The sequence below is a fragment of the Amycolatopsis cihanbeyliensis genome (genome assembly GCF_006715045.1).
GTDB lineage: Bacteria > Actinomycetota > Actinomycetes > Mycobacteriales > Pseudonocardiaceae > Amycolatopsis > Amycolatopsis cihanbeyliensis.
This window is the reverse complement of record NZ_VFML01000001.1, coordinates 5,065,652-5,085,196: the sequence shown is the minus strand read 5'-3', so window position 1 is coordinate 5,085,196 and position 19,545 is coordinate 5,065,652. Positions and strand designations below refer to the sequence as shown.

Genomic DNA, 19,545 nt, shown 5'->3' with positions numbered 1-19,545 from the left:
CCGTTCAGGCGGCGTGGGCCGAGCGCGACGCCTCGACGTAGCGGCGCAGTACCAGGTCCGCCACGTTCGGGTGGGCACCGAGCGGGTCGGCGACCACCTCCGCCCCCGCGCGCTCCAGCTTCCGCTGGAACAGGCCCGGCGCCAGCAGCCAGGATGCCACCGCGACCCGCCTGCCCGTAGCCGCCGCGGCCGCGACGGCCTCGGCTACCGAAGGGCGCGCGGTGGCGGCGTAGCCGACCCGCACCGGCGCCGCCAGCCGCTCCGCCAACGCCTGCACGGCGATATCCACAGCGGACAGTGCCCGATGGTCACTCGAGCCGGCGGCGGCCAGCACGATCTCGTCACCGCGCCGGTATCCCGCGGCCAGCAGCCGCTGGTGCACCACGTCGAGCAGTTCCGGCGCGGGGCCGAACGGCTCGGCGATCGTGACCGCGCGGTGCCCACCGGCCGCGACCTGGTCCGGGATGTCGGTGCGTACGTGGTAACCGGCCGCGAGGAAGGCAGGCACCACCACGGCGGGGCCGCGCATCCCGCGCAGCGCGGTCGTCACGTCGGGGGCGCGCACATCGGCGTAGGCCACCCGGACTCCGCAGCCCCGTGCTCGCACCATGGCGGCAAGCCGCTCGGTGACCACGGCGCCCGCCGGGTCGCGGGTGCCGTGCGCGGTCAGCAGGATCACGCGGACTCAGCTCCCTCCACCTTGTCCACCGCGAGCCGGTACCCGCGCTTGACCACGGTCTGCACCAGGCTGCCCTCCCCCAGCGAGGTGCGCAGCCTGCCGATCGCCGTCTCCACCGCGTGCTCCTCGCCCCCGCCGGGCAGGGCGGCGGTGAGTTTCCGCCGGGAGACGACCCGGCCCGGTTCGGCGGACAGTGCCCGCAGCACCGCCATCGGCGCGGGCGCGACCTCACGTAGCTCACCGTCCACGACGGCCGCCTGGCCGCGCAGCTCGATGTCCCTGCCGGCCGCCCGCAGCCGGGGCGACCGGTCACCGAGGGTCTGCCCGAGGGTGCGCGCCAGCGCACCGATCCGGGAACGTTCGGGCTGCACCACGGGGATACCGAGCGCGGCAAGGGGCCCGGCGGTGATCGGGCCGACACAAGCCACCACCACCCGCCGGGAAAGCGCGTCCACCAGCGCCGCCCGCCGCCCGGTCCGTTTCGCCATCGCGAGCATGCTCGCCGCCGCGGGTGCGCTGGTGAGCGGCATCGCGTCGATCGAGCCGTCCAGCACGGCGTCGATCAGCCGGTCCAGCGGGCCGGGGTCGGCAGGCCCCACCCAGCGGTACACCGGAATCTCGATCACCTCGGCCCCCGCCGACCGCAACGAGTCCACGAAGTAGGGCAACGGCTCCCCGTGCAGTTGCACCGCGACCCGCCGCCCCGCCACCCCCGACTCCAGCAGGTGCTGGAGTACTTCGGCGTTGCTCTCCGAAACCGGCGAGTACTTCTCGGAAAGCCCCACCGCGCGCACCGCACCCTTGGCCTTGGGCCCCCTGGTCATCAGGCTGGTCTCGCGCAGCCTGCCGAGCAGTTCCTCGCCGACGCCCCAGCCTTCCGCGGCTTCCATCCAGCCGCGGAAGCCGATCCCGGTGGTCGCCACCACCGCGTCCACCGGTTCGGCCAGCAGCCTGCGGGTCGCGGCGTGCAGGTCGGTGTCGTCGGCCAGCGGCACGATCCGGATGGCGGGGCCGTACCGCACGGTCGCGCCCTTGCGCACCAGCAGGGCGCCGAGTTCCTCGGCCCGGCGCGCGGCGGTGATCCCGACCGAGAAGCCCGCCAGTGGCGGGATGGCCGGCCCGCCGGTCATGGCGAACCCACGTGCACGATGCCCCCGGCGAGCGTGACCGGGTAGCTGCGCACCCGCACGTTCTCGTCGTCGAGGCAGGTCCCGGTACGCAGGTCGAACCGCTGCTTCAACATCGGTGAGGCGACGAACGGCACACCCTCGCTCTCGCCGAGGATCCCCCTGGACAGCACGGCCGCCCCACTAAACGGATCCACATTGGACAATGCGTAGACCTGGTCTGCGCCGAACCGGAAGACCGCGACCTGCTCCTCGCCTGGCAGCAAGGCCGCCACCCCGCTGCCCGGAATGATCTTCTCGAGTCGACACACCGGCGTCGTCATCGGCTCACCACCTCGGGTACTCCCAGCAACACCGGGACCCGCTGTTCCCGCTCGGTACGGAAGGAAATGGAAGGGTCGGGCGCGCCGGGCGCGTTCACGAAGGAGGCGAACCGCTCCAGCTTCTCCGGGTCCTCCAGCACGCCACGCCACTCGTCGGTGTAGTTCTCGACATGCTTGGCCATCGCGGCCTCCAGGTCCTCGCAGATGCCGAGGCTGTCGTCCACGATCACCGCGCGCAGGTGGTCGAGCCCGCCCTCAAGCTCCTCGATCCAGGACGCGGTGCGCTGCAACCGGTCCGCGGTACGCACGTAGAACATCAGGAACCGGTCGATGATCCGGATCAGCTTCTCGTCATCCACATCGGACACCAGTAGTTCGGCGTGCCGGGGCAGCATGCCGCCGTTGCCGCCGACATAGAGGTTCCAGCCGTTCTCGGTGGCGATCACCCCGAAGTCCTTGCCCCGCGCCTCGGCGCACTCCCGCGCGCAGCCGGAGACCCCGGCCTTGATCTTGTGCGGGGACCGCAGGCCGCGGTAACGCAGCTCCAACTCGATCGCCATCCCGACCGAGTCCTGCACCCCGTAGCGGCACCAGGTCGAACCCACGCAGGATTTCACCGTGCGCAGCGCCTTGCCGTAGGCGTGGCCGGACTCCATCCCGGCTTCCACCAGCCGCTTCCAGATGTGCGGTAGCTGGTCCACGGTGGCACCGAACAGGTCGATCCGCTGCCCGCCGGTGATCTTGGTGTACAACCCGAAGTCCTGGGCCACCCGTGCGATCACCATCAGCCGGTCCGGGGTGATCTCCCCGCCGGGCACCCTGGGCACCACCGAGTAGGTCCCGTTGCGCTGCATGTTCGCCAGGAACCTGTCGTTGGTGTCCTGCAGGGTGGCTTGCTCACCACCGAGGATATGGCCGTTGCCGAGGGTCGCCAGGATCGAGGCCACCGCGGGCTTGCAGATCGCGCAGCCCTGCCCGGTTCCGTACCGGGAGATCAACTCGCTGAAGGTGCCGATCCGGGTGGCCTGAATGATCTCGAACAGCTCGGCCCTGGACTGGCCGAAGTGCTCGCACACCGCGGTGGACTGCTCGACCCCGCAGGAGTCCAGCAGCTTGCTCAGCATCGGCACGCAGGAACCGCAGCCGGTTCCGGCCCTGGTGCAGGACCTGAGCTTGCCGACGGTATCGCAGCCCTCGGTCAGGATCGCGCCGGTGATGGCTCCCTTGGTCACCGCGTTGCAGGAGCAGATCTGCGCCGCGTCCGGTAACGCCTCCACGCCCACCCCGCCGCCGTCGGAGGGCGCGAGGATCGCGGCGGGTTCGGCCGGCAGTTTTCGGCCGACCAGCGGTCGCAACAGGTCGTAGTCGCCGACATCGCCGACCAGCACCCCGCCGAGCAGGGTGGCGGAACCGGTGCCGTTCTCGGAGACCACGAGCTTCTTGTAGGTGCCGGACATCGCGTCGTTGAACACGACCTCCAGCGCGCCCTCGGTGGTGGCGTGCGCGTCGCCGAAACTGGCGACGTCCACGCCGAGCAGCTTGAGCTTGGTGGAGAGGTCGGCGCCGGGGAAGGTGTCCCGCCCGCCGAGCAACCGCGTCGCCACCAGTTCGGCCATCGAGTAGCCGGGGGCGACCAGGCCGTAGCAGCGGCCCTCGACGGCCGCGCACTCGCCGATCGCGTAGACGTCAGCCGCGCTGGTGCGGCAGGCCCCGTCCACCAGGACGCCGCCGCGCTCGGCCACGGCCAGTCCACCCGCCCTGGCCAGCTCGTCGCGCGGGCGCACCCCCGCGGAGAACACCACCAGGTCGACGTCCAGCTCGGTACCGTTGCCGAGCCTGGCCAGCATCCGCTCGCCGTCGGTGCTGATCTCCTCGGTGGAGGTGCCGGCGTGCACGGTGACGTCCAGCTCGGCAACCAGCCTGCGCAGCAGGGCGCCGCCACCCTCGTCCACCTGCAGCGGCATCAGGCGCGGGGCCATCTCCACCACGTGCGGGGAAAGCCCCATGTCACGCAACGCCTTCGCGGCCTCCAGGCCGAGCAACCCGCCGCCGACCACCATGGCGGCGGGGCGGCCGTTGACCGCCCGCGCCCGCTCGGCCGCCGCCCGGATGGCGTCAAGGTCCTCGATGGTCCGGTACACGAAGCAGCCGGGAAGGTCGTGCCCTGGCACCGGTGGAACGAACGGCCGAGAACCGGTGGCGAGCACCAGTGCGTCGTAGGGCCGCTCGCCGCCCGCGGTGACAATCGTCCTGCGTTCGGTGTCGATACCGGTCACCGGGTCGCCGAGCCGCAGTTCGACCAGCTCGTCACCGGCGTAGTCCGATCCCGCGAGGGTGAGCCGCGCCGGATCCCATGTATCCACATAGGACGACAACGCGACACGGTCGTAGGCGGCGCGGTTCTCCTCGGCGTGTACCACCACCCGCCAGGTTCCCCCCGGGTCACCGGCCCGCAGGGTTTCCACCAGGCGGTGCCCGACCATCCCGTTCCCGGCGACCACCAGCGTTCGACTCATCGGCTACCTCCTGCTCTCATCCTCGCCATGGCTCATGTCCGCGCCGCTGCCCGCGCGTTGCACCGGTGTTACGGAGAACTCCCCTCGCAGCTCAGCGATGGTGCGGAAGTGAGTGCCATCGCTCACACCCCCGCGTAGGCAAGGCTGGGCGCCCGCTCCACCGCGAAACTCCGGCGCAGGTAGAACCACCAGGTGGTGGCGACACACACCGCGTAGTAAGCGAGGATCGCGATCAGCGCCGAGGTGAGGCTCCTGTCCTCGCCCTGCAGGGAGAACTTGAACACCAGGTTGACCAGCACCCCGCCGAACGCACCGATCGCGCCCGCGACCCCGACCACGGCACCGGCCTGCCGCTTGGCGGACCTGATCACTTCCTCGCCGGCCGCACCCGCCCTGCGCCGGGCCTCCGCCGAGAAGATCATCGGGATCATCCGGTAGGTCGAGCCGTTGCCGATCCCGGTGAGCACGAACAGCAGGATGAACGAGCCGAAGAAGAGGACGAAGCTCCGCGTGCCGACGCTGATCAGCACGCCGACCGTGCCGATCGCCATACCGACGAAGTTCAGCAGGGTGATCCGTGCCCCGCCGACCCGGTCGGACAGCCAGCCGCCGAGCGGCCGGGTGACCGAGCCGATCAGTGCGCCGAGGAAGGCCAGCGCGACGAAGCCCTCGAACTCCACGAAGCTGATCTTGATCAGGGAGGGGAAGGCGAACGAGAATCCGATGAAGGATCCGAACGTTCCGATGTAGAGGAAGGACATGATCCAGGTGTGCTTGTTGGCCATGGCCAGCCGGTAGGAACGGCCGTCCGGTTTGGCCGAGGTGAGGCTGTCCATGAAGAACCAGGAGCACGACGCGGCCAGCACGATCATCGGCATCCACATCAACGCGGCGTAGGCAAGGGTGATCCCGGTGCCGATGCTGATCACGACCGGCACGAACAACTGGGTCACCGCCACGCCGAGGTTGCCGCCCGCCGCGTTCAGCCCGAGCGCGAGTCCCTTCTTGCCCTCCGGGAAGAAGAACGAGATGTTCGCCATCGAGGAGGAGAAGTTGCCACCGCCGAAGCCCATCGCCGCCGCGGTGAGCAGGAAGAACCAGTACGGCGCCTGCGCGGTGACGGCGATCGCCAGCAGTACGCAGGGAATCAGCAGCAGGGACGCGCTGATGGTGGTCCATGCCCGGCCACCGAGTTTCGGGATGGCGAAGGTATACGGCACCCGCAACGCCGAACCGACCAGGTTCGGCAGGATGAGCAGCCAGAAGGTCTGCCCCACCCCGAAATCGATCCCCACGTCGCCGAGGCTGACCACGACGATGCTCATCAGGATCCATACGTTGAATCCGAGGTGCTCGGCCAGGATCGAGAAACCGAGATTGCGCCACGCGGTGCGTTTCCCGCCGCGTTCCCAGAATTCCGGGTCCTCCGGCTCCCAGTGGTCGATCCATCGCCCGTTCCGAGACCGCTTCGTGTCGTCCGCGTGCTGCTCTTCGGCTACCACGGTCATGGGGTATCTCCTTTGTGCTCGCGCGGGGAAACGGGAAGAAGTCAGGAGCTGGCGGCCAGCCAGTCGGCGATGCCGCATACCGCGTCCCGGCAGCTACCGCAGCCGGTGCTCGCCCGGGTGGTGGTGACCAGCTCGGACACCGAGGTGGCTCCGGAACGCCAGGCCTCGACCAACTTTCCCTTGCTCACCGAGTTGCATCGGCAGACCACGGCGGACGCGGGCAGGTCGGCCGGGCTGGTGGCCGGGGTCGCCGCGGCGGGCAGGGCCCTGCCGAGCAGCACCGCGAGCCGGTCCTCCGGCAGCGGGACCCCGCGTTCGTAGAGCTGCACCACGGTGGCCGCGGCGTCGGGCACCCCGAGCAGGATGCCGCCGGTCGCCTTGCCTTCCCGCACCACGAGTTTGGCGTACCTACCGCGGGCGGGGTCGGTGAGGCACAGCACCTCGGCTTGAGGATCGGTGACCTCGGTCTGTGTCTCGCCGAACGAGGCCAGGTCGACGCCCCGTGCCTTCAGCCGGGTGAGTACGGCCGTGCCCCGGTACCGGGAGGCGGTGTCCGTCCCGGTGAGCAGGTCGGCCAGTACCGCTGCCTGCTCCCAGGCCGGCTGCACCAGCCCGGACACGGTGCCGGGATGCTGGGCACAGTCGCCGATGGCGTGGATCCGGCCGTCGCTGGTGCGCAACGCGTCGTCCACCAGCACCCCGCGGTCCACCGCCAGCCCGGCCCCCTGTGCCGGCCCGATCTCCGGCCGCACCCCGGCCGAGACCACCACCAGGTCGGCCTGCACGTGCGAGCCGTCGGCCAGCTTCAGCCCGTCGCCCGGCAGGTACCGCGCGGCGGTGACGCCGAGCCGGAAGTCGATACCGCTCGCGCCCAGCGTGCCGGCGAGCACCCGGCCCGCCTCCGGGTCCAGCTGCCGCTCCATCACATGGCCGACCGGATGCACCACGGTCACCAGGTTCCCCCGGCCGGCGAGCCCCCGAGCCGCTTCCAGCCCGAGTAGCCCGCCGCCGAGCACCGCGACCGGCGCGCCCACCGCGGCCGCGTCCAGGATGCGTTCGCAGTCCTCCAGCGTGCGGAACGCCACCGCGCCGGGCGCGAGCGCACCGTCCTCGGCACGCAGCCCCTCCACCGGGGGCAGCCAGGGTGCCGCGCCGGTGGCCAGCACCAGTGCGTCATAGTCCACTTCGGACCCGTCAGAAAGGTCGACCCTGCGCCGGGCGCGGTCGATGGCCATGGCGGACACCCCGAGCCGCAGGTCCACCCGGTTCCGCGTGGCCCAGTCCGGATCGTGCAGCCGCACCGTGTCCTGGCTCATGGTTCCGGCCACCACCGCGGAGAGCAGTACCCGGTTGTAGGCGTGTTGCGGCTCGTCGCCCAGCACGGTGAGCGCGACCCGCTCGCCCTCGGGGTCGCGGTGCCTGATCTCCTCTGCCAGCCGTGCTCCCGCCATGCCGTACCCCAGTACGACCACCCTGCGTGCGCTCATCGGGCACCCTCCTTCGCGGAGATCCGGACGGCGCAGACCTTGAACTCGGGCATCCGGCTGGTCGGGTCCAGCGCCGGATTGGTGAGCAGGTTCGCCCGCTGTGCCCCGGGAAAGTGAAAGGGCAGGAAAACCAGGTCGGGCCGCATCGAGGGCACCCGCCGAACCCGCGCGGTGGTGCTGCCCCGGCGCGAGGTGATCTCGGCGAGGTCGCCTTCGGCGAGCCCGGCCCGCGCGGCGGTGTCCGGGTGCAGCTCGACATAGGCCTCGGGCACGACGGTGTTCAGCTCCGCGACCAGGCGGGTCTGCGCGCCGGACTGGTAATGCTGCAGCACCCGCCCGGTGGTGGCCTGCAACGGGAACTCGGCGTCCGGCGGCTCGCCGGGGCCGGTGTGGTCCACCGGAACGAACCGTGCGCGCCCGTCCGGGTGGGCGAAGGAGTCCAGGAACATTCGCGGGGTCCCTGGATGGTCCTCGCCGGGAACCGGCCAGTACAGGGCCTCCCCGGCGCGCAGCCGGTCGTAGCTGATGCCGGAGTAGTCCGCGGCCCCACCCGCCGACGCCGTGCGCAGCTCGGTGAACACCGCTTCCGCGTCGGCCGGGAACGCCTCCACCGGTTGCCCGAGCCGGGTGGCGAGCCCCGCGAGCACCGCGAGATCGGTGCGTACCTCGTCAGGCGGGTCGATCGCCTTGCGGCGCAGGAGGACCCGACCCTCCAGGTTGGTCATCGTGCCGTCCTCCTCGGCCCACTGCGTCACCGGCAGCACGACGTCGGCCAGTGCCGCGGTCTCCGAGAGCACCAGGTCGGCGACCACAAGAAAGTCCAATGCGGACAGTCTCTCGGCGACGTTTCCCGAATGGGGCGCGGACACCGACACGTTGCTGCCGAAGACCAGCATCGCCTTCGGCCCGGCCTCGGTGCCGAGCGCGTCCAGCAGTTCGTAGGCCGATCGGCCCGGCCCCGGCAACGAGTCCGGGGACACGCCCCATACCGCGGCCACGTGCTCCCGCGCCGCCGGGTCGTCCAGCTTGCGGTACCCGGGAAGCTGGTCGGCCTTCTGCCCGTGTTCCCGGCCACCCTGGCCGTTGCCCTGCCCGGTGAGGCAGCCGTAGCCGGAGCCCGGCGTGCCGGGAAGGCCGAGCGCCAGCGCCAGGTTGATCCAGCCGCTCACCATGTTCACGCCGTCCGCGTGCTGCTCGGTGCCGCGCGCGGTGAGCACGTAGGCATTGCGGGCGGCGGCCAGCCGGGCCGCGACCCGGCGCTGGTCGGCCGCGGACACCCCGGTCACCCGCTCGACCCGTTCCGGCCACCAGGACGCCACGATCCGCCACGCCTCGGCGAAACCGGAGGTCCGTTTGTCCAGGTAGGACTCGTCGAGGTGGCCTTGGGCGACGACGGCGTGCAGGATTCCCAGCGACAGCGCGAGATCGGTGCCCGGGGCGGGCGCGAGATGCATGCTCGCCCGCTCCGCGGTGGGCGTCCGGCGCGGGTCCACCACGACCAACCCGCCGGCCTGGATCGCGCCACGCAGGTGCTGGGTGAAGGGCGGCATGGTCTCCGCCGGGTTGGCCCCGACCAGCAGTACCGCGTCGGCCCCTGCCAGGTCGGTGACCGGGAACGGCAGCCCGCGGTCCAGGCCGAACGCCCGGATACCCGCGGCGGCCGCCGAGGACATGCAGAACCGGCCGTTGTAGTCCACCTGCGAGGTGCCCAGCGCCACCCTGGCGAACTTGCCGAGCAGGTAGGCCTTCTCGTTGGTGAGCCCACCACCGCCGAAGACGGCGACCCCGTCCGCGCCGTGCCGGGCCCTGATCTCGCTCAGCCGGGCGGCGATCAGGTCCAGCGCGGCATCCCAGCTCGCCGGGCGCAGTTGCCCGTCCACCCTGACCAGTGGGGTGGTGAGGCGGGCCGGGGAGTCCAGCAGGGCGGCCGAGGTCCAGCCCTTCTGGCACAGCCCGCCGTCGTTCACCGGGAACCGGCGCGGGCGCACCTCGACCGGCTCGGCGCCGGACAGCGTCATCCCGCACTGCAAGGCACAGTACGGGCAGTGTGTGTCCCGGGGGTCCCGGGCGTCGGTCGTGACCTGCCGCGTGCACGGCGCCGTCAACGTCACGGATACCTCCAGCTCATCGGCGGCGGTACCCGACGTTAGGTAGCTCGTGTTACCCGAAAGTGCCCGCGTGTTTCAGGCATGCGACATTGCACTGGCAGTCGGCCGCGCTCCCGGTGAGCGAGCTACACCAGGTCGCTGACCTGCCGCACGGCGCCCAGCAGCCCATCCAGGGACTCCCTGGTGGAGCGCGGGTCCAGCGCGTGGTGCGCCAGCCGGAACAGCACGGCGCGCAGCAGCAGCTGCGGCCAGTGCGGCAGGTGTGTCCAGCGTCGCAGCAGCCCGGGATCGGCACCGCCCCACGCGAGCGCGTCGATCGCGACCACCGCTGCGCCCCAGTCGGCGGGGCGGTAGCAGGGGATGAAGTCCACGATGCCCGGTGACGCGTCGCCATCGAAAAGGGCCGTGCCGAACAGCTCCCGGTGCACCAGTTGGTCCGGCTCCGGTACCTGCCTGCGCGCCCCGGCCAGCACCTCGAACCAGCGACCACCCTTGTGCTCGTCCAACTCGAGCTCGCGCTCGCCCCAGGCCGCCCGCTCCGCCTCGGTGGAGATGTCCGTGCGGCGGGAGAGGAAGTCCGGCCTCGGCAGGCCCACCGTGGCCTGGTGCAGGCGTACCGCGGCGAGCACGGTGTCGTCCGGCCGGTGCGCGGGGGCACCGGAAACGTACTGGCTCGCCCGCCAGCCCGCGACCAGCCAGCGGCCGTCCGTGGCCCGTACCGGGCGGGCGACCCGCAGGTCCGGTGCGGCCCCGACGGCAGCGAGGGTGCCGGCCAGCCATACCGCCCGTGCCCGGTCGGTGACCGGGCTGAGCACGACCTGCCCGCACAGCCAGCCGCGACCGTCCGGCAGCGGCTCAGCCCCCGCCAGGCTCACGCCGAATGCCGTGCCGACATGCTCCGGCGGGCACTCTGCGGAGGGGACCACGGCGAGACGGTACCCGGGACGGGCACATTCCGGCAGATCCTCGCGGTGGGCCGCGCGGGAACAGGCGTTCAGGGCCGGGGCGGCGACCAGACCCTGCCGGTGATCCGCTCGTACACCTCGACGTAGCGCTCCCGGGTCGCGGTCACGATCTCCTCCGGCAGCTCCGGTCCCGGCGGGGTCTTGTCCCAGCCCATGCTGAGGCTCCAGTCCCGCACGAACTGCTTGTCGAAGGACTGCTGGGGCTTGCCGGGCTGCCACTCGTCGGCCGGCCAGAACCGGGAGGAGTCCGCGGTGAGTATCTCGTCGCCGAGGGTCAGCACCCCCTGGTCGTCCCGGCCGAACTCCACCTTCGTGTCCGCGACGATGATCCCGCGCGCCGCCGCCCGCTCGGCGCCCTGGGTGTAGATCCGCAGGGTCAGCTCGCGCAGCCGTTCCGCCGTCTCCCTGCCTTCCTGGTCCACCACCTCGGCGAAGGTCATCGGCTCGTCGTGCCCGCCGTCGGAGGCCTTCGTGGTCGGGGTGAAAATCGGCGCAGGCAGCTTGCTGCCCTCCTCGAGGCCATCCGGCAACTCGACCCCGGAGACCGTGCCGTACTTCTGGTACTCGCGCAGCCCGAGGCCGGTCAGGTAGCCGCGGGCGATGCACTCCACGCCGATCATCGTCAGCGGGCGGCAGCGGATCGCCCTGCCCGCGAACTCCGGCGGCACGTCGATGGCGGACAGCAGGTGGTTGGGCACCACCCCGGCGAGCTGGTCGAACCACCACACCGAAAGCTGGGTCAACAACGCGCCCTTGTCCGGAATCGGGGTGGGTAGCACCACGTCGTAGACCGAGACCCGGTCGGATGCCACCAGCAGGATGTCCCCGTCCAGCTCGTACAGGTCACGTACCTTGCCGGAGTGCACGTGCTTCATCAACCATCCCGTCTGACGTGGTGAGCAAGGGCCTCACCACCGGAGGGTAACGACCGGCCGAACCGTCGAGGCCCCTGGTACGTGGTGCTGCCCGCGGAACGCGGCGACGGGCGGGCGAACCGGTCCCCGTGCCCCGCTGGAATGCCGAAGGTGGTGTCCGGCATGCCAGCGGCGTGCAGACCACGAACGGCTACCACTCGAATCGACAAACCACTCGATCGTGGTCGAACGGGTGGTCGATGTATGCGGTATCCTGGCTTTGTGACCAGGACTTTCGGCATCGACACCTCTCGCATGGGCGAGGAGGAACTACTGGCCGCGCTGGGCGAGATCGAACAGCGGCGGCGGGTGGACTATGCCCGAGAGGTGGCGGTCCTGGCGGAGTTGGACGGCCGCACCACCGCCGGGCGGCGGGGGTATCGGGATGTGGCCGTGTTGGCGCGGGAGATCCTGCGCATCAACGCTTATGACGCCCGGCAACGGGTGACGCACGCCCGAACAGCGGTGGCCCGGCACGGCCCCACCGGTACCCCGCTGAAGCCGGACCTGCCCGAGGTGGGTGCCGCCGTGGCGGAGGGCGCGATCGGGCCCGAACATGAGGAGGCCATCCGCGCCACCATGGCCAGGTTTCCGCAGCCGGTGAGCCTGCCCGATCGCGAGCACGCCGAGGCGCTGCTGACCACAGCCGCCCGGGAATACGAACCCCACACCGTGACCGCGCTGGGGCGAGAGATCGTGGCCCGCCTGAACCAGGACGGAAACCCACCCACCGAACACGACCTGACGCGGCCCGCCCGGTTTCTGGACTGGCGCGACACCCGGGGTGGACGGCTACGCGGCACCTTCGAACTCGACCCGGAGACCGCGGCGTTGCTGACCGGCCTGATCGAACCCCGCGCCAAGCCCCACAGCAGCCCCGAGGAACCCGACCGGCGCAGCAAACACCAGCGGCAAGGCGACGCGCCCGCCGACATGCTCCGGGCCGCGGCCCGATGCCCGGACGACGGACCCACCGAACCCGGCGAACCCGTCACCGTCATGGTGTCGATCACCCCGGACGACCTCAAACACGGCACCGGCCACGGGCTCCTGCACGGGCAGGAATCGCACTCCGCCACCCAGATCCGGCGCATAGCCTGCGATACCTACGTGGCGCCCGCCCTACTGGGCAGCACCGGCGAGATCCTGAACATCGGGCAGAAACACCGCACCATCCCCCTCACCATCCGCCGAGCCCTGATCCTGCGAGACAACGGGTGCACGTTCCCCGGCCACCGCCGCAAACCCAAACAATGCCAAGCACACCACGTAACTTTGTGGGCCAACGGCGGCCCGACCGCACTACACAACCTGACACTGCTATACCCCCATCATCACCACAACCTGATCCACCACACCGAATGGCACATCCGCATCCGCAACGGGCTACCAGAGTTCATCCCACCCACCTTCCTGCACCCGAAACAAAGACCCAGACGCAACCTCCTCCACCACGAAGGAACAACCACCTGACGTCGTTACCGTGACCGGCTTCGTCAGGACGGCAAAGGATGGAACGGAGTGGTTGCGGTGAGGTACACCAGCACGTCGAACCACTCGGCGAGCGATCCCCCGTCGAGGTAGAGCTCGGGATCGTAACGCGGGCCGATGAGCCGCGCCCTGGTCGGCGCGTCCAGCCAGGCGCGGGCGGGCGAGTCCGGATCGGCCCGCAGATCGAGGTAGTAGGCGTCGATCCCGGCCGCACCGAGCGCCGCCTCGGCGTGATCGGGTGGCGGCGGGGGTACGGGCTGTGCGCCGGTGCCGTGGTGGAAGGTCAGCCCGATCGAGACGTACCGGCACCCATACTCAGCCCGCAGCCGGGTGCCCATGTTCACACGCTCCACGGGCGGCGAGTCCCGGGTCAGGGTGTGCGCGATCCCGCCCCAGTAGACGATCTTGTCCCCGGTACGCCGCTGCCAGGCGAGTGTGTTCTCGGCCAGTCCACGTTCGATCTCCGGCATGCTGCCCAGTGGCGCCGCCGGATCGGCGGGCCGCTCGGGATGGGCGATCCGGACCGGGTCCTCGGGATGCGCCTGGTTGAATTCCCGTACCCACCGGACGGCCGCGCGGATCTCCTCGGTGCGCCAGAACGATCGTGCCCCGGACAGCAGGTCCGTGAGGTCACCGTCGCCGGTACGGACATACCGGTCCAGCTCGACGCTGGCCTGCTCGTCGCCTTCCAGCGCCAGTGTGCGGAATCCGTGCCACTCGACCAGCACGCGCAGGATCCGCTGCGCGACCGCGGACAGCTCGGTGGTGAGCCGGGACGCGGTGCCGAGCGCGACGATCGTCGCGTCACCGACGAGTTCACCCAGCGGCAGCAGGTCGGTCAGGGACGCCTCCGGATCGAGCGTGCGCAACGGGTGCGCATGCGCGGCGATCCAGTTCATGGATGTCTCCCCCAGTCGATCCACGGCCGGGGCCGCGCCCTGGCAGGCGCGGCCCCAGCCGCGCTCAGTATGTCGGCAGACTGGTGTCGATCTGGTTCGCCCAGGCCAGCACCCCGCCACCGAGGTGGCTGGCGTCGGAGAACCCGGCCCGGTGCAACGCGGCCAGCGCCTCGGCCGAGCGTCCACCGCTCTTGCAGTGCAGCACGATCGGCTTGTTCTGCGGCAGCTCGGCCAGCGCCTCACCGGAGAGGATCCGGTCCTTCGGGATCAGCTTGGCGCCCTTGATGTTCACGATCTCGTACTCGTGCGGCTCGCGGACGTCGATCAGCTGGAAGTCCTCACCCGAGTCGAACTTGGCCTTCAGCTCGGCGGGGGTGATGGTGTGCCCGGAGGCGGCATCCTGTGCCTCGTCGCTCACCACACCGCAGAACGCCTCGTAGTCGATCAGCTCGGTGATCTTCGGGGTTTCCGGATCCTTGCGGACCTTGACCTCGCGGTAGCGCATCTCCAGCGCGTCATAGCTGATCAGCCTGCCGAGCAGCGGTTCGCCGATCCCGGTGATCAGCTTGATCGCCTCGTTCACCATGATCGAGCCGATGGAGGCGCAGAGCACACCGAGCACGCCGCCCTCGGCGCAGGAGGGCACCATGCCGGGAGGCGGCGGCTCCGGGTAGAGGTCGCGGTAGTTCAGGCCCCTCCCGTTCGGCGCGTCCTCCCAGAACACGCTCACCTGGCCCTCGAACCGGAAGATCGAGCCCCACACGTAGGGCTTGCCGAGCAGCACGGCGGCGTCGTTCACCAGGTACCGGGTGGCGAAGTTGTCCGTGCCGTCCAGGATCAGGTCGTAGTCACGGAAGATGTCCAAGGCGTTCTCGCTGGTCAGCTGCTCGGTGTGCAGCCGGACCTGGACGAAAGGGTTGACCTCGGCAACCGACTCCCGCGCCGACTCCGCCTTCGGCTTGTCGATATCGGACTGGCCGTGGATCACCTGGCGCTGCAGGTTGGACTCGTCCACCACGTCGAAGTCGACCACCCCGAGGGTGCCGACCCCGGCGGCGGCCAGGTAGAGCAGCGCCGGGCTGCCGAGCCCACCGGCTCCGATGACCAGGACTTTCGCGTTCTTCAGCCGTTTCTGCCCTTCCATCCCGACGTCCGGGATGATGAGGTGCCTGCTGTACCTGGCCACCTCGTCCTTCGTGAGCTCGGCTGCCGGCTCGACGAGCGGGGGCAGTGCTGACATCGGGTCCTCCATCTCGCGCGGGTCTCTGGCGCAGGTTGGCCTCTAGTATCCCTAACGCGTCGAGCGGTCCGCTTTCTTCCGGATGTCCACCATGTGGACACCCCGGGGGCTCACTCCGCCTGCGGGTTCGGCCAGGCGTTCGGCTGGCAGACCTTGCCGTCCGCCGGCACGGCACTGTAGTTGCTGGGATCGACCTTGTTCAGGTCGGCGACGTAGTCGTTGGAGACCCCGAAGGTCTGCTGCATCATCACCGGCGCCAGCTCATCGTTGGCGGGGCAGCCCTCGTGGCCGTTCCCGAACGCGTGACCGACCTCGTGGTTGATGGCGTACTGCCGGTACTCGGTCATGGCGCCGTTGAACGCCTTGCCGCCGCGCACCCAGCGGGCGAGGTTGATCACCACCCGCTTCTTCAGGCTGAGGTTGCAGGAGGACTCGTACTTGATGGTGAACCCGCACATGTCCGGCCGGTGCGTCGTCTCCGGGCTGGTCAGGCTCACCGTGAAATCCGGCGGCGGATCGGTGTTGTCCACCCGTTGCACGGATATCTCGTCGCTGCCGACCCAGCTCCGCGGGTCGGAGAGGGTGGCCTCGACCGAGTTGGCGAAGCTGTCGTCGCCCGCGTAGCTGGCCGGGTCGATACCGTCCTCCACCGCCACCGCGTAGGTGTAGAGTTCGCCGCCGGTGCCGACCTTCTCGCCCCTGCCCTCCGGCACCGGGACCACGTGCCAGGTGCCCTTGCCCGCCTGGGTGTAGTCGCCGCCCTCCGGCAGCTCGGCGGTGGGGATGTCCAGCCCGACCGGCTCGGCCCTGTTCTCGGTCACCACCGGCTCACCGCCCCCGGTCGCCGAGACGCCTTCCGCGCTCTGCTGCTCGGCCGGTGCACCGCCGCCACTGTTCGCGGTGTCGTACACCACCAGCGCGGTGAGGACCAGCAGCACCGGCAGGGCGTACACCCGCCAGCCGTAGGTCCGGACCGCCTTGGACAGCTTCGACCGGCGGCGGGGCTCGCCGCGCTTGGTCGCGTCCTCCTCGGTGGCCTTCGGTCGCCAGGAGGCCCGCAGGGGCTCCGCCGTGGTACGCCGCAGCCCGGGCCGATAGCGGTCGTCGAAGGAACTGGCCGTGGACTGCTCGGAACGCGGTGACCTGCGGGGCAACGGTGCGGACTGCGCCCGCTGACCATCGCCTCGCGCTCCGTGCGTCACCCGGTCCACAGAACCAGGCTGCCATACGCTGGCGGCGCAGCTCTCGGCGACTGGCGGATCACACGCCGATTTCATGTGGCTTACTCAACGGTCGGGTTGTTCAGGTCCACAGCCTGCGTCGCCAACACCGTGAGCTGCGACGACCGCTCGCGCGGATCCAGCGGCCCGCGGTCGCCGGGTCGTTCCGAACAGCCCTCTTGGGTAACCCGAATGGACTAGGACAGGGTTACCAGGAGCCTTCCCGGACGCTTTCCCACATACCCAGCACCGCCCTGGCCACCGTGCTCGGCCGCTCCATCTGGGCGACATGGCCGGTGCGCGGCAGCACCAGCAGCCGGGCACGCGGCAGCAGCCGGGCGGTGCGGACGGCCCTGCGGACCGAGATCACCCGGTCCTCGGTGCCCCACACCACCAGGGTGGGCACCCCGACCGCGGGCGCGACCGACCACAGCGACCGGGCACCCGAGCTGAACCAGGTGCGGAAGATACCGAGCGTACTGCGCGCCAGCGCGGGCGCAGCCCAGGCGAAACCGGCCCGCGCGCCGTGCTCCTCCACCAGTTCGTCGAGGCGCTGGTCCGGAAACGTCCCGGGGTTGGCGAAGCACAGGTTGATCACCTGCATGGCCCGATCCCTCGGCCCGAGCCGGGCCAGCCGCCTGCGCACCGGCTTGCCGACGAACGGGAGGTAGGCGAGCGCCATCCGCGGATCGGAAAGCCGGCGCGGATCGGGGCGGCGGTCCGGCATCGCGGGTGAGATCAGCGTCAGCGTGCGGACCAGCTCCGGGTGCCTCGCGGCCAGCAGCAGCGCGATCGCGCCACCCATGGAGTTGCCGACCAGGTGCACCGGACCGGCGTCGAGCCCCACCAGGTAGGCCCGCAGCGTCTCGGTGTGCGCGTCCAGGCTGAAATCGAAGCCTCGCGGGGGCTCGGAGAAGCCGAAACCGGGCAGGTCGAGCGCGGCCCCGGGGGCGAAAGGGGCGAGCTGGCAGCCGAGGTCGGTCCAGTTGGTCGACGAGCCGCCGAGGCCGTGCACGTACACTGCGGTGTCGTTGCCGGTCCCCTGCTCCGGGTCGCCCTCGGTGCGCGGTGTGCGCCGGACGTGCAGCTGGACGCCTCCGACGTCCTCGAACCTGCCCGGCCATACCGTGACGGTCGAGTCGAGCGACGGCAGCGGGGTGCTCGACAACGGCACATGGGTCAACGGTGCGCGGCCGGTTGACCGCGCCGTGGGAGCCGCCGTCGAGGGCGTCAGTGTCTCGGGCACCCATCCAGGATGCCTGATTCCCCTGAACCCTTGGCGTACCCGCTCTACCGGCGAGTAATGTCAAGGCGGTACCCGCGCTGGTAACCCCAAAACGGGTAGCGGTGCCCGGCGAGTACAAGCGCCCGGGTGCGGATCGGACTGGAGGCAATATGACGGAAGCGGCCCGCCTGCGATCGCACGACAGCGAGGGCACCGGATCGGCACAGTTCGGCCGCGGGGTACGGCTGCCACGCACCGAGCGGCGGGCCCAGCTGCTGGCCGCCGCCCAGCAGGTCTTCGCGGCCAACGGCTACCACTCGGCGGCGATGGATGACATCGCCGAGCAGGCCGGGGTCAGCAAGCCGGTGCTGTACCAGCACTTCCCCGGCAAGCTCGACCTGTACATCGCGCTGCTAGAGAGCCACGTGGACCACCTGGTCGGGCGGGTGCGGGAGGCGCTCAACTCGACCACGGACAACAAGCAGCGGGTACAGAACGCGGTCGGGGCGTTCTTCGACTTCGTCAACGGGGACGCGGGCGCGTTCCGCATGGTGTTCGAGTCCGACCTGCGGGGCGAGCCCGCGGTGCAGACCGCCGTGGACCGGGCGACCTCGGCCAGCGTGGACGCGATCACCCAGACCATCACCGCCGACGCGGGCCTCGACGAGGACAGGGCCCGCCTGCTGGCCGTCGGCCTGGTCGGGTTGAGCCAGGTCAGCGCGCGGTACTGGCTCGCGCACCACAGCGAGATCAGCAGGGAGGAAGCCGTGGCGCTGACCTCCACGCTGGCCTGGCGGGGTATCGGCGCGGGCTTCCCGCTACAGCAGCAGCCCTAGTCGTCCCGGCTACCGGGCCGTTACCGGGCCGCCGCCCGGACCAGCCGGGCGATCCGCTCGGTCACCTCGCGGGAGCGTTCCTGCGGCAGCATGTGCCCCACTCCGGGGAAGCGCACGAACTCGGCCTCCGGCAGCTCCTCGGCGAGCACCATGGCGTGCGGCGGCGGGCACAGCCGGTCCCTGCCGCCCGCCAGCACCACCGCCGGTATGCCGCGCAGCGCGGCGAGCGCCACCCGCCGGTCGTGCACCGCCATCGAGTCCCGGAAACCGGCGATGCTGGCGGGGTGGGCCAGCACCACCTGCTCGGCTACCGAGGCCACGTCCGTGCGCCGCGGCCTGTCCCCGAAGACCAGCCAGCGGGCGAACGGCCGGACCAGGCGGGGCGCAAGCGGCAACGCGTCCCGCCGCCGCCTGCGCAGGAAAGCGGTGATCCGCTGCTCGATCCTGGCCGCGCCGCCGCCGAACAGCCCGGGCAGGCCGAGGGTGACGCGGTCGAGGTCGCCGGAGGAGGTCGCCACCAGGCCGATCGCGTCCACCCGGCCGGACACCAGCTCCGGGTGCCGCTCGGCGAGGCACATCAACGTCATCCCGCCCATCGAATGCCCGACCAGCACCAACCTGCCGTGCGGCACGCGGTCGGCGATGAGTTCGGCGAGGTCGTCGGCGAGCCGCTCGATGGTGGCAGTGCCCGGTCGGGCGGGCGCCGAGGCGCCGTGCCCGCGCAGGTCGTAACGCAGCAACCGGAGCGGATCCCCGACCTCGCCGACCGCGCGCGGCAGCCCGCCGGCCACCGCGTCCCAGGTCCGATGGTCCTGGGTCCAGCCGTGCACCAGCACCAGGGTCAGCGGCGCCTTGTCGTCTCCCGCGCTCTCCACGTGCAGCGCGGTGCCATCGCTGGTCACGAAGCGGTGTGCCTGCGCGGGATCCCACGGCGCCGGGTCGCGCCTGCGCCGCGCGGGCGCCGGTCGGGAACCGAGGGTGGTCATCGGCTGTGCTCCTCGCTGCCG

General features: G+C 70.9%; 16 protein-coding genes. 2 read left to right on the top strand and 14 right to left on the bottom strand.

Translation table 11 applies throughout. The annotated features are described in order from the left end of the window. Positions 1 to 4: 4 nt before the first annotated feature. The 9 genes from FB471_RS23275 to FB471_RS23235 all read right to left on the bottom strand — a co-directional run bounded on the left by FB471_RS23275 (position 5) and on the right by FB471_RS23235 (position 11,588). Positions 5 to 679: a sirohydrochlorin chelatase gene (locus FB471_RS23275; RefSeq protein WP_142000514.1), complete on the bottom strand. Its 675-nt coding sequence runs from the start codon at positions 677 to 679 to the stop codon at positions 5 to 7. Continuing rightward, on the bottom strand, positions 676 to 1,809 hold the full coding sequence (locus tag FB471_RS23270; RefSeq protein WP_142000513.1) for a uroporphyrinogen-III synthase: 1,134 nt from the start codon (positions 1,807 to 1,809) through the stop codon (positions 676 to 678). Before FB471_RS23270 ends, FB471_RS23275 begins: the two co-directional genes overlap by 4 nt. Then, positions 1,806 to 2,129 (bottom strand): nitrite reductase small subunit NirD, encoded by a 324-nt coding sequence (nirD, locus tag FB471_RS23265; protein WP_142000512.1) that lies wholly within the window; start codon positions 2,127 to 2,129, stop codon positions 1,806 to 1,808. The genes FB471_RS23270 and nirD overlap by 4 nt, the downstream gene beginning before the upstream one ends. After that, the gene (nirB, locus tag FB471_RS23260) at positions 2,126 to 4,645 is read right to left on the bottom strand and encodes a nitrite reductase large subunit NirB (RefSeq protein WP_142000511.1); all 2,520 of its coding nucleotides are present in this window, start codon (positions 4,643 to 4,645) and stop codon (positions 2,126 to 2,128) included. Before nirB ends, nirD begins: the two co-directional genes overlap by 4 nt. Before the next feature lie 122 nt (positions 4,646 to 4,767). Continuing rightward, a complete protein-coding gene (locus FB471_RS23255) occupies positions 4,768 to 6,153 on the bottom strand; it encodes an MFS transporter (RefSeq protein WP_142000510.1) in 1,386 nt (461 codons plus the stop codon). A 41-nt stretch (positions 6,154 to 6,194) separates the two neighbouring features. Beyond that, positions 6,195 to 7,640, bottom strand: coding sequence for an FAD-dependent oxidoreductase (locus tag FB471_RS23250; RefSeq protein ID WP_142000509.1), 1,446 nt, complete (start codon positions 7,638 to 7,640; stop codon positions 6,195 to 6,197). Beyond that, entirely contained in the window at positions 7,637 to 9,751 is a 2,115-nt protein-coding gene (locus FB471_RS23245) for a molybdopterin oxidoreductase family protein (RefSeq protein WP_281287420.1), read from the bottom strand. Before FB471_RS23245 ends, FB471_RS23250 begins: the two co-directional genes overlap by 4 nt. Positions 9,752 to 9,873: 122 nt before the next feature. Then, entirely contained in the window at positions 9,874 to 10,674 is an 801-nt protein-coding gene (locus tag FB471_RS23240) for a TIGR02569 family protein (protein ID WP_142000508.1), read from the bottom strand. Positions 10,675 to 10,742: 68 nt separating this feature from the next. Continuing rightward, entirely contained in the window at positions 10,743 to 11,588 is an 846-nt protein-coding gene (locus FB471_RS23235; RefSeq protein ID WP_142000507.1) for a phosphoribosylaminoimidazolesuccinocarboxamide synthase, read from the bottom strand. 261 nt (positions 11,589 to 11,849) lie between these two features. Between FB471_RS23235 and FB471_RS23230 the strand changes: the two genes are divergently transcribed. Further along, positions 11,850 to 13,100 carry an HNH endonuclease signature motif containing protein gene (locus FB471_RS23230; protein ID WP_170220900.1) on the top strand — a complete coding sequence of 417 codons (1,251 nt, stop codon included), beginning with the start codon at positions 11,850 to 11,852 and terminating at the stop codon, positions 13,098 to 13,100. Between the two features lie 23 nt (positions 13,101 to 13,123). Here FB471_RS23230 and FB471_RS23225 read toward each other — a convergent pair whose 3' ends face one another. The 4 genes from FB471_RS23225 to FB471_RS23210 form a co-directional block, all read right to left on the bottom strand. Further along, positions 13,124 to 14,017: an erythromycin esterase family protein gene (locus tag FB471_RS23225; RefSeq protein ID WP_142000505.1), complete on the bottom strand. Its 894-nt coding sequence runs from the start codon at positions 14,015 to 14,017 to the stop codon at positions 13,124 to 13,126. 64 nt (positions 14,018 to 14,081) lie between these two features. Beyond that, positions 14,082 to 15,257, bottom strand: a complete 1,176-nt coding sequence (gene moeZ / locus FB471_RS23220) for an adenylyltransferase/sulfurtransferase MoeZ (protein WP_142000504.1) — start codon at positions 15,255 to 15,257, stop codon at positions 14,082 to 14,084. A gap of 110 nt (positions 15,258 to 15,367) precedes the next feature. After that, positions 15,368 to 16,468 (bottom strand): DUF3152 domain-containing protein, encoded by a 1,101-nt coding sequence (locus FB471_RS23215; RefSeq protein WP_142000503.1) that lies wholly within the window; start codon positions 16,466 to 16,468, stop codon positions 15,368 to 15,370. Positions 16,469 to 16,685: 217 nt separating this feature from the next. Further along, the gene (locus tag FB471_RS23210; protein WP_142000502.1) at positions 16,686 to 17,723 is read right to left on the bottom strand and encodes an alpha/beta fold hydrolase; all 1,038 of its coding nucleotides are present in this window, start codon (positions 17,721 to 17,723) and stop codon (positions 16,686 to 16,688) included. A gap of 149 nt (positions 17,724 to 17,872) precedes the next feature. Between FB471_RS23210 and FB471_RS23205 the strand changes: the two genes are divergently transcribed. Further along, complete coding sequence (locus tag FB471_RS23205) at positions 17,873 to 18,538, top strand: TetR/AcrR family transcriptional regulator (protein WP_246076535.1); 666 nt, start codon at positions 17,873 to 17,875, stop codon at positions 18,536 to 18,538. Between the two features lie 20 nt (positions 18,539 to 18,558). Here the strand turns inward: FB471_RS23205 and FB471_RS23200 are convergent, their stop codons facing one another. Further along, a complete protein-coding gene (locus FB471_RS23200; protein WP_142000501.1) occupies positions 18,559 to 19,524 on the bottom strand; it encodes an alpha/beta fold hydrolase in 966 nt (321 codons plus the stop codon). Between the last annotated feature and the right edge of the window lie 21 nt (positions 19,525 to 19,545).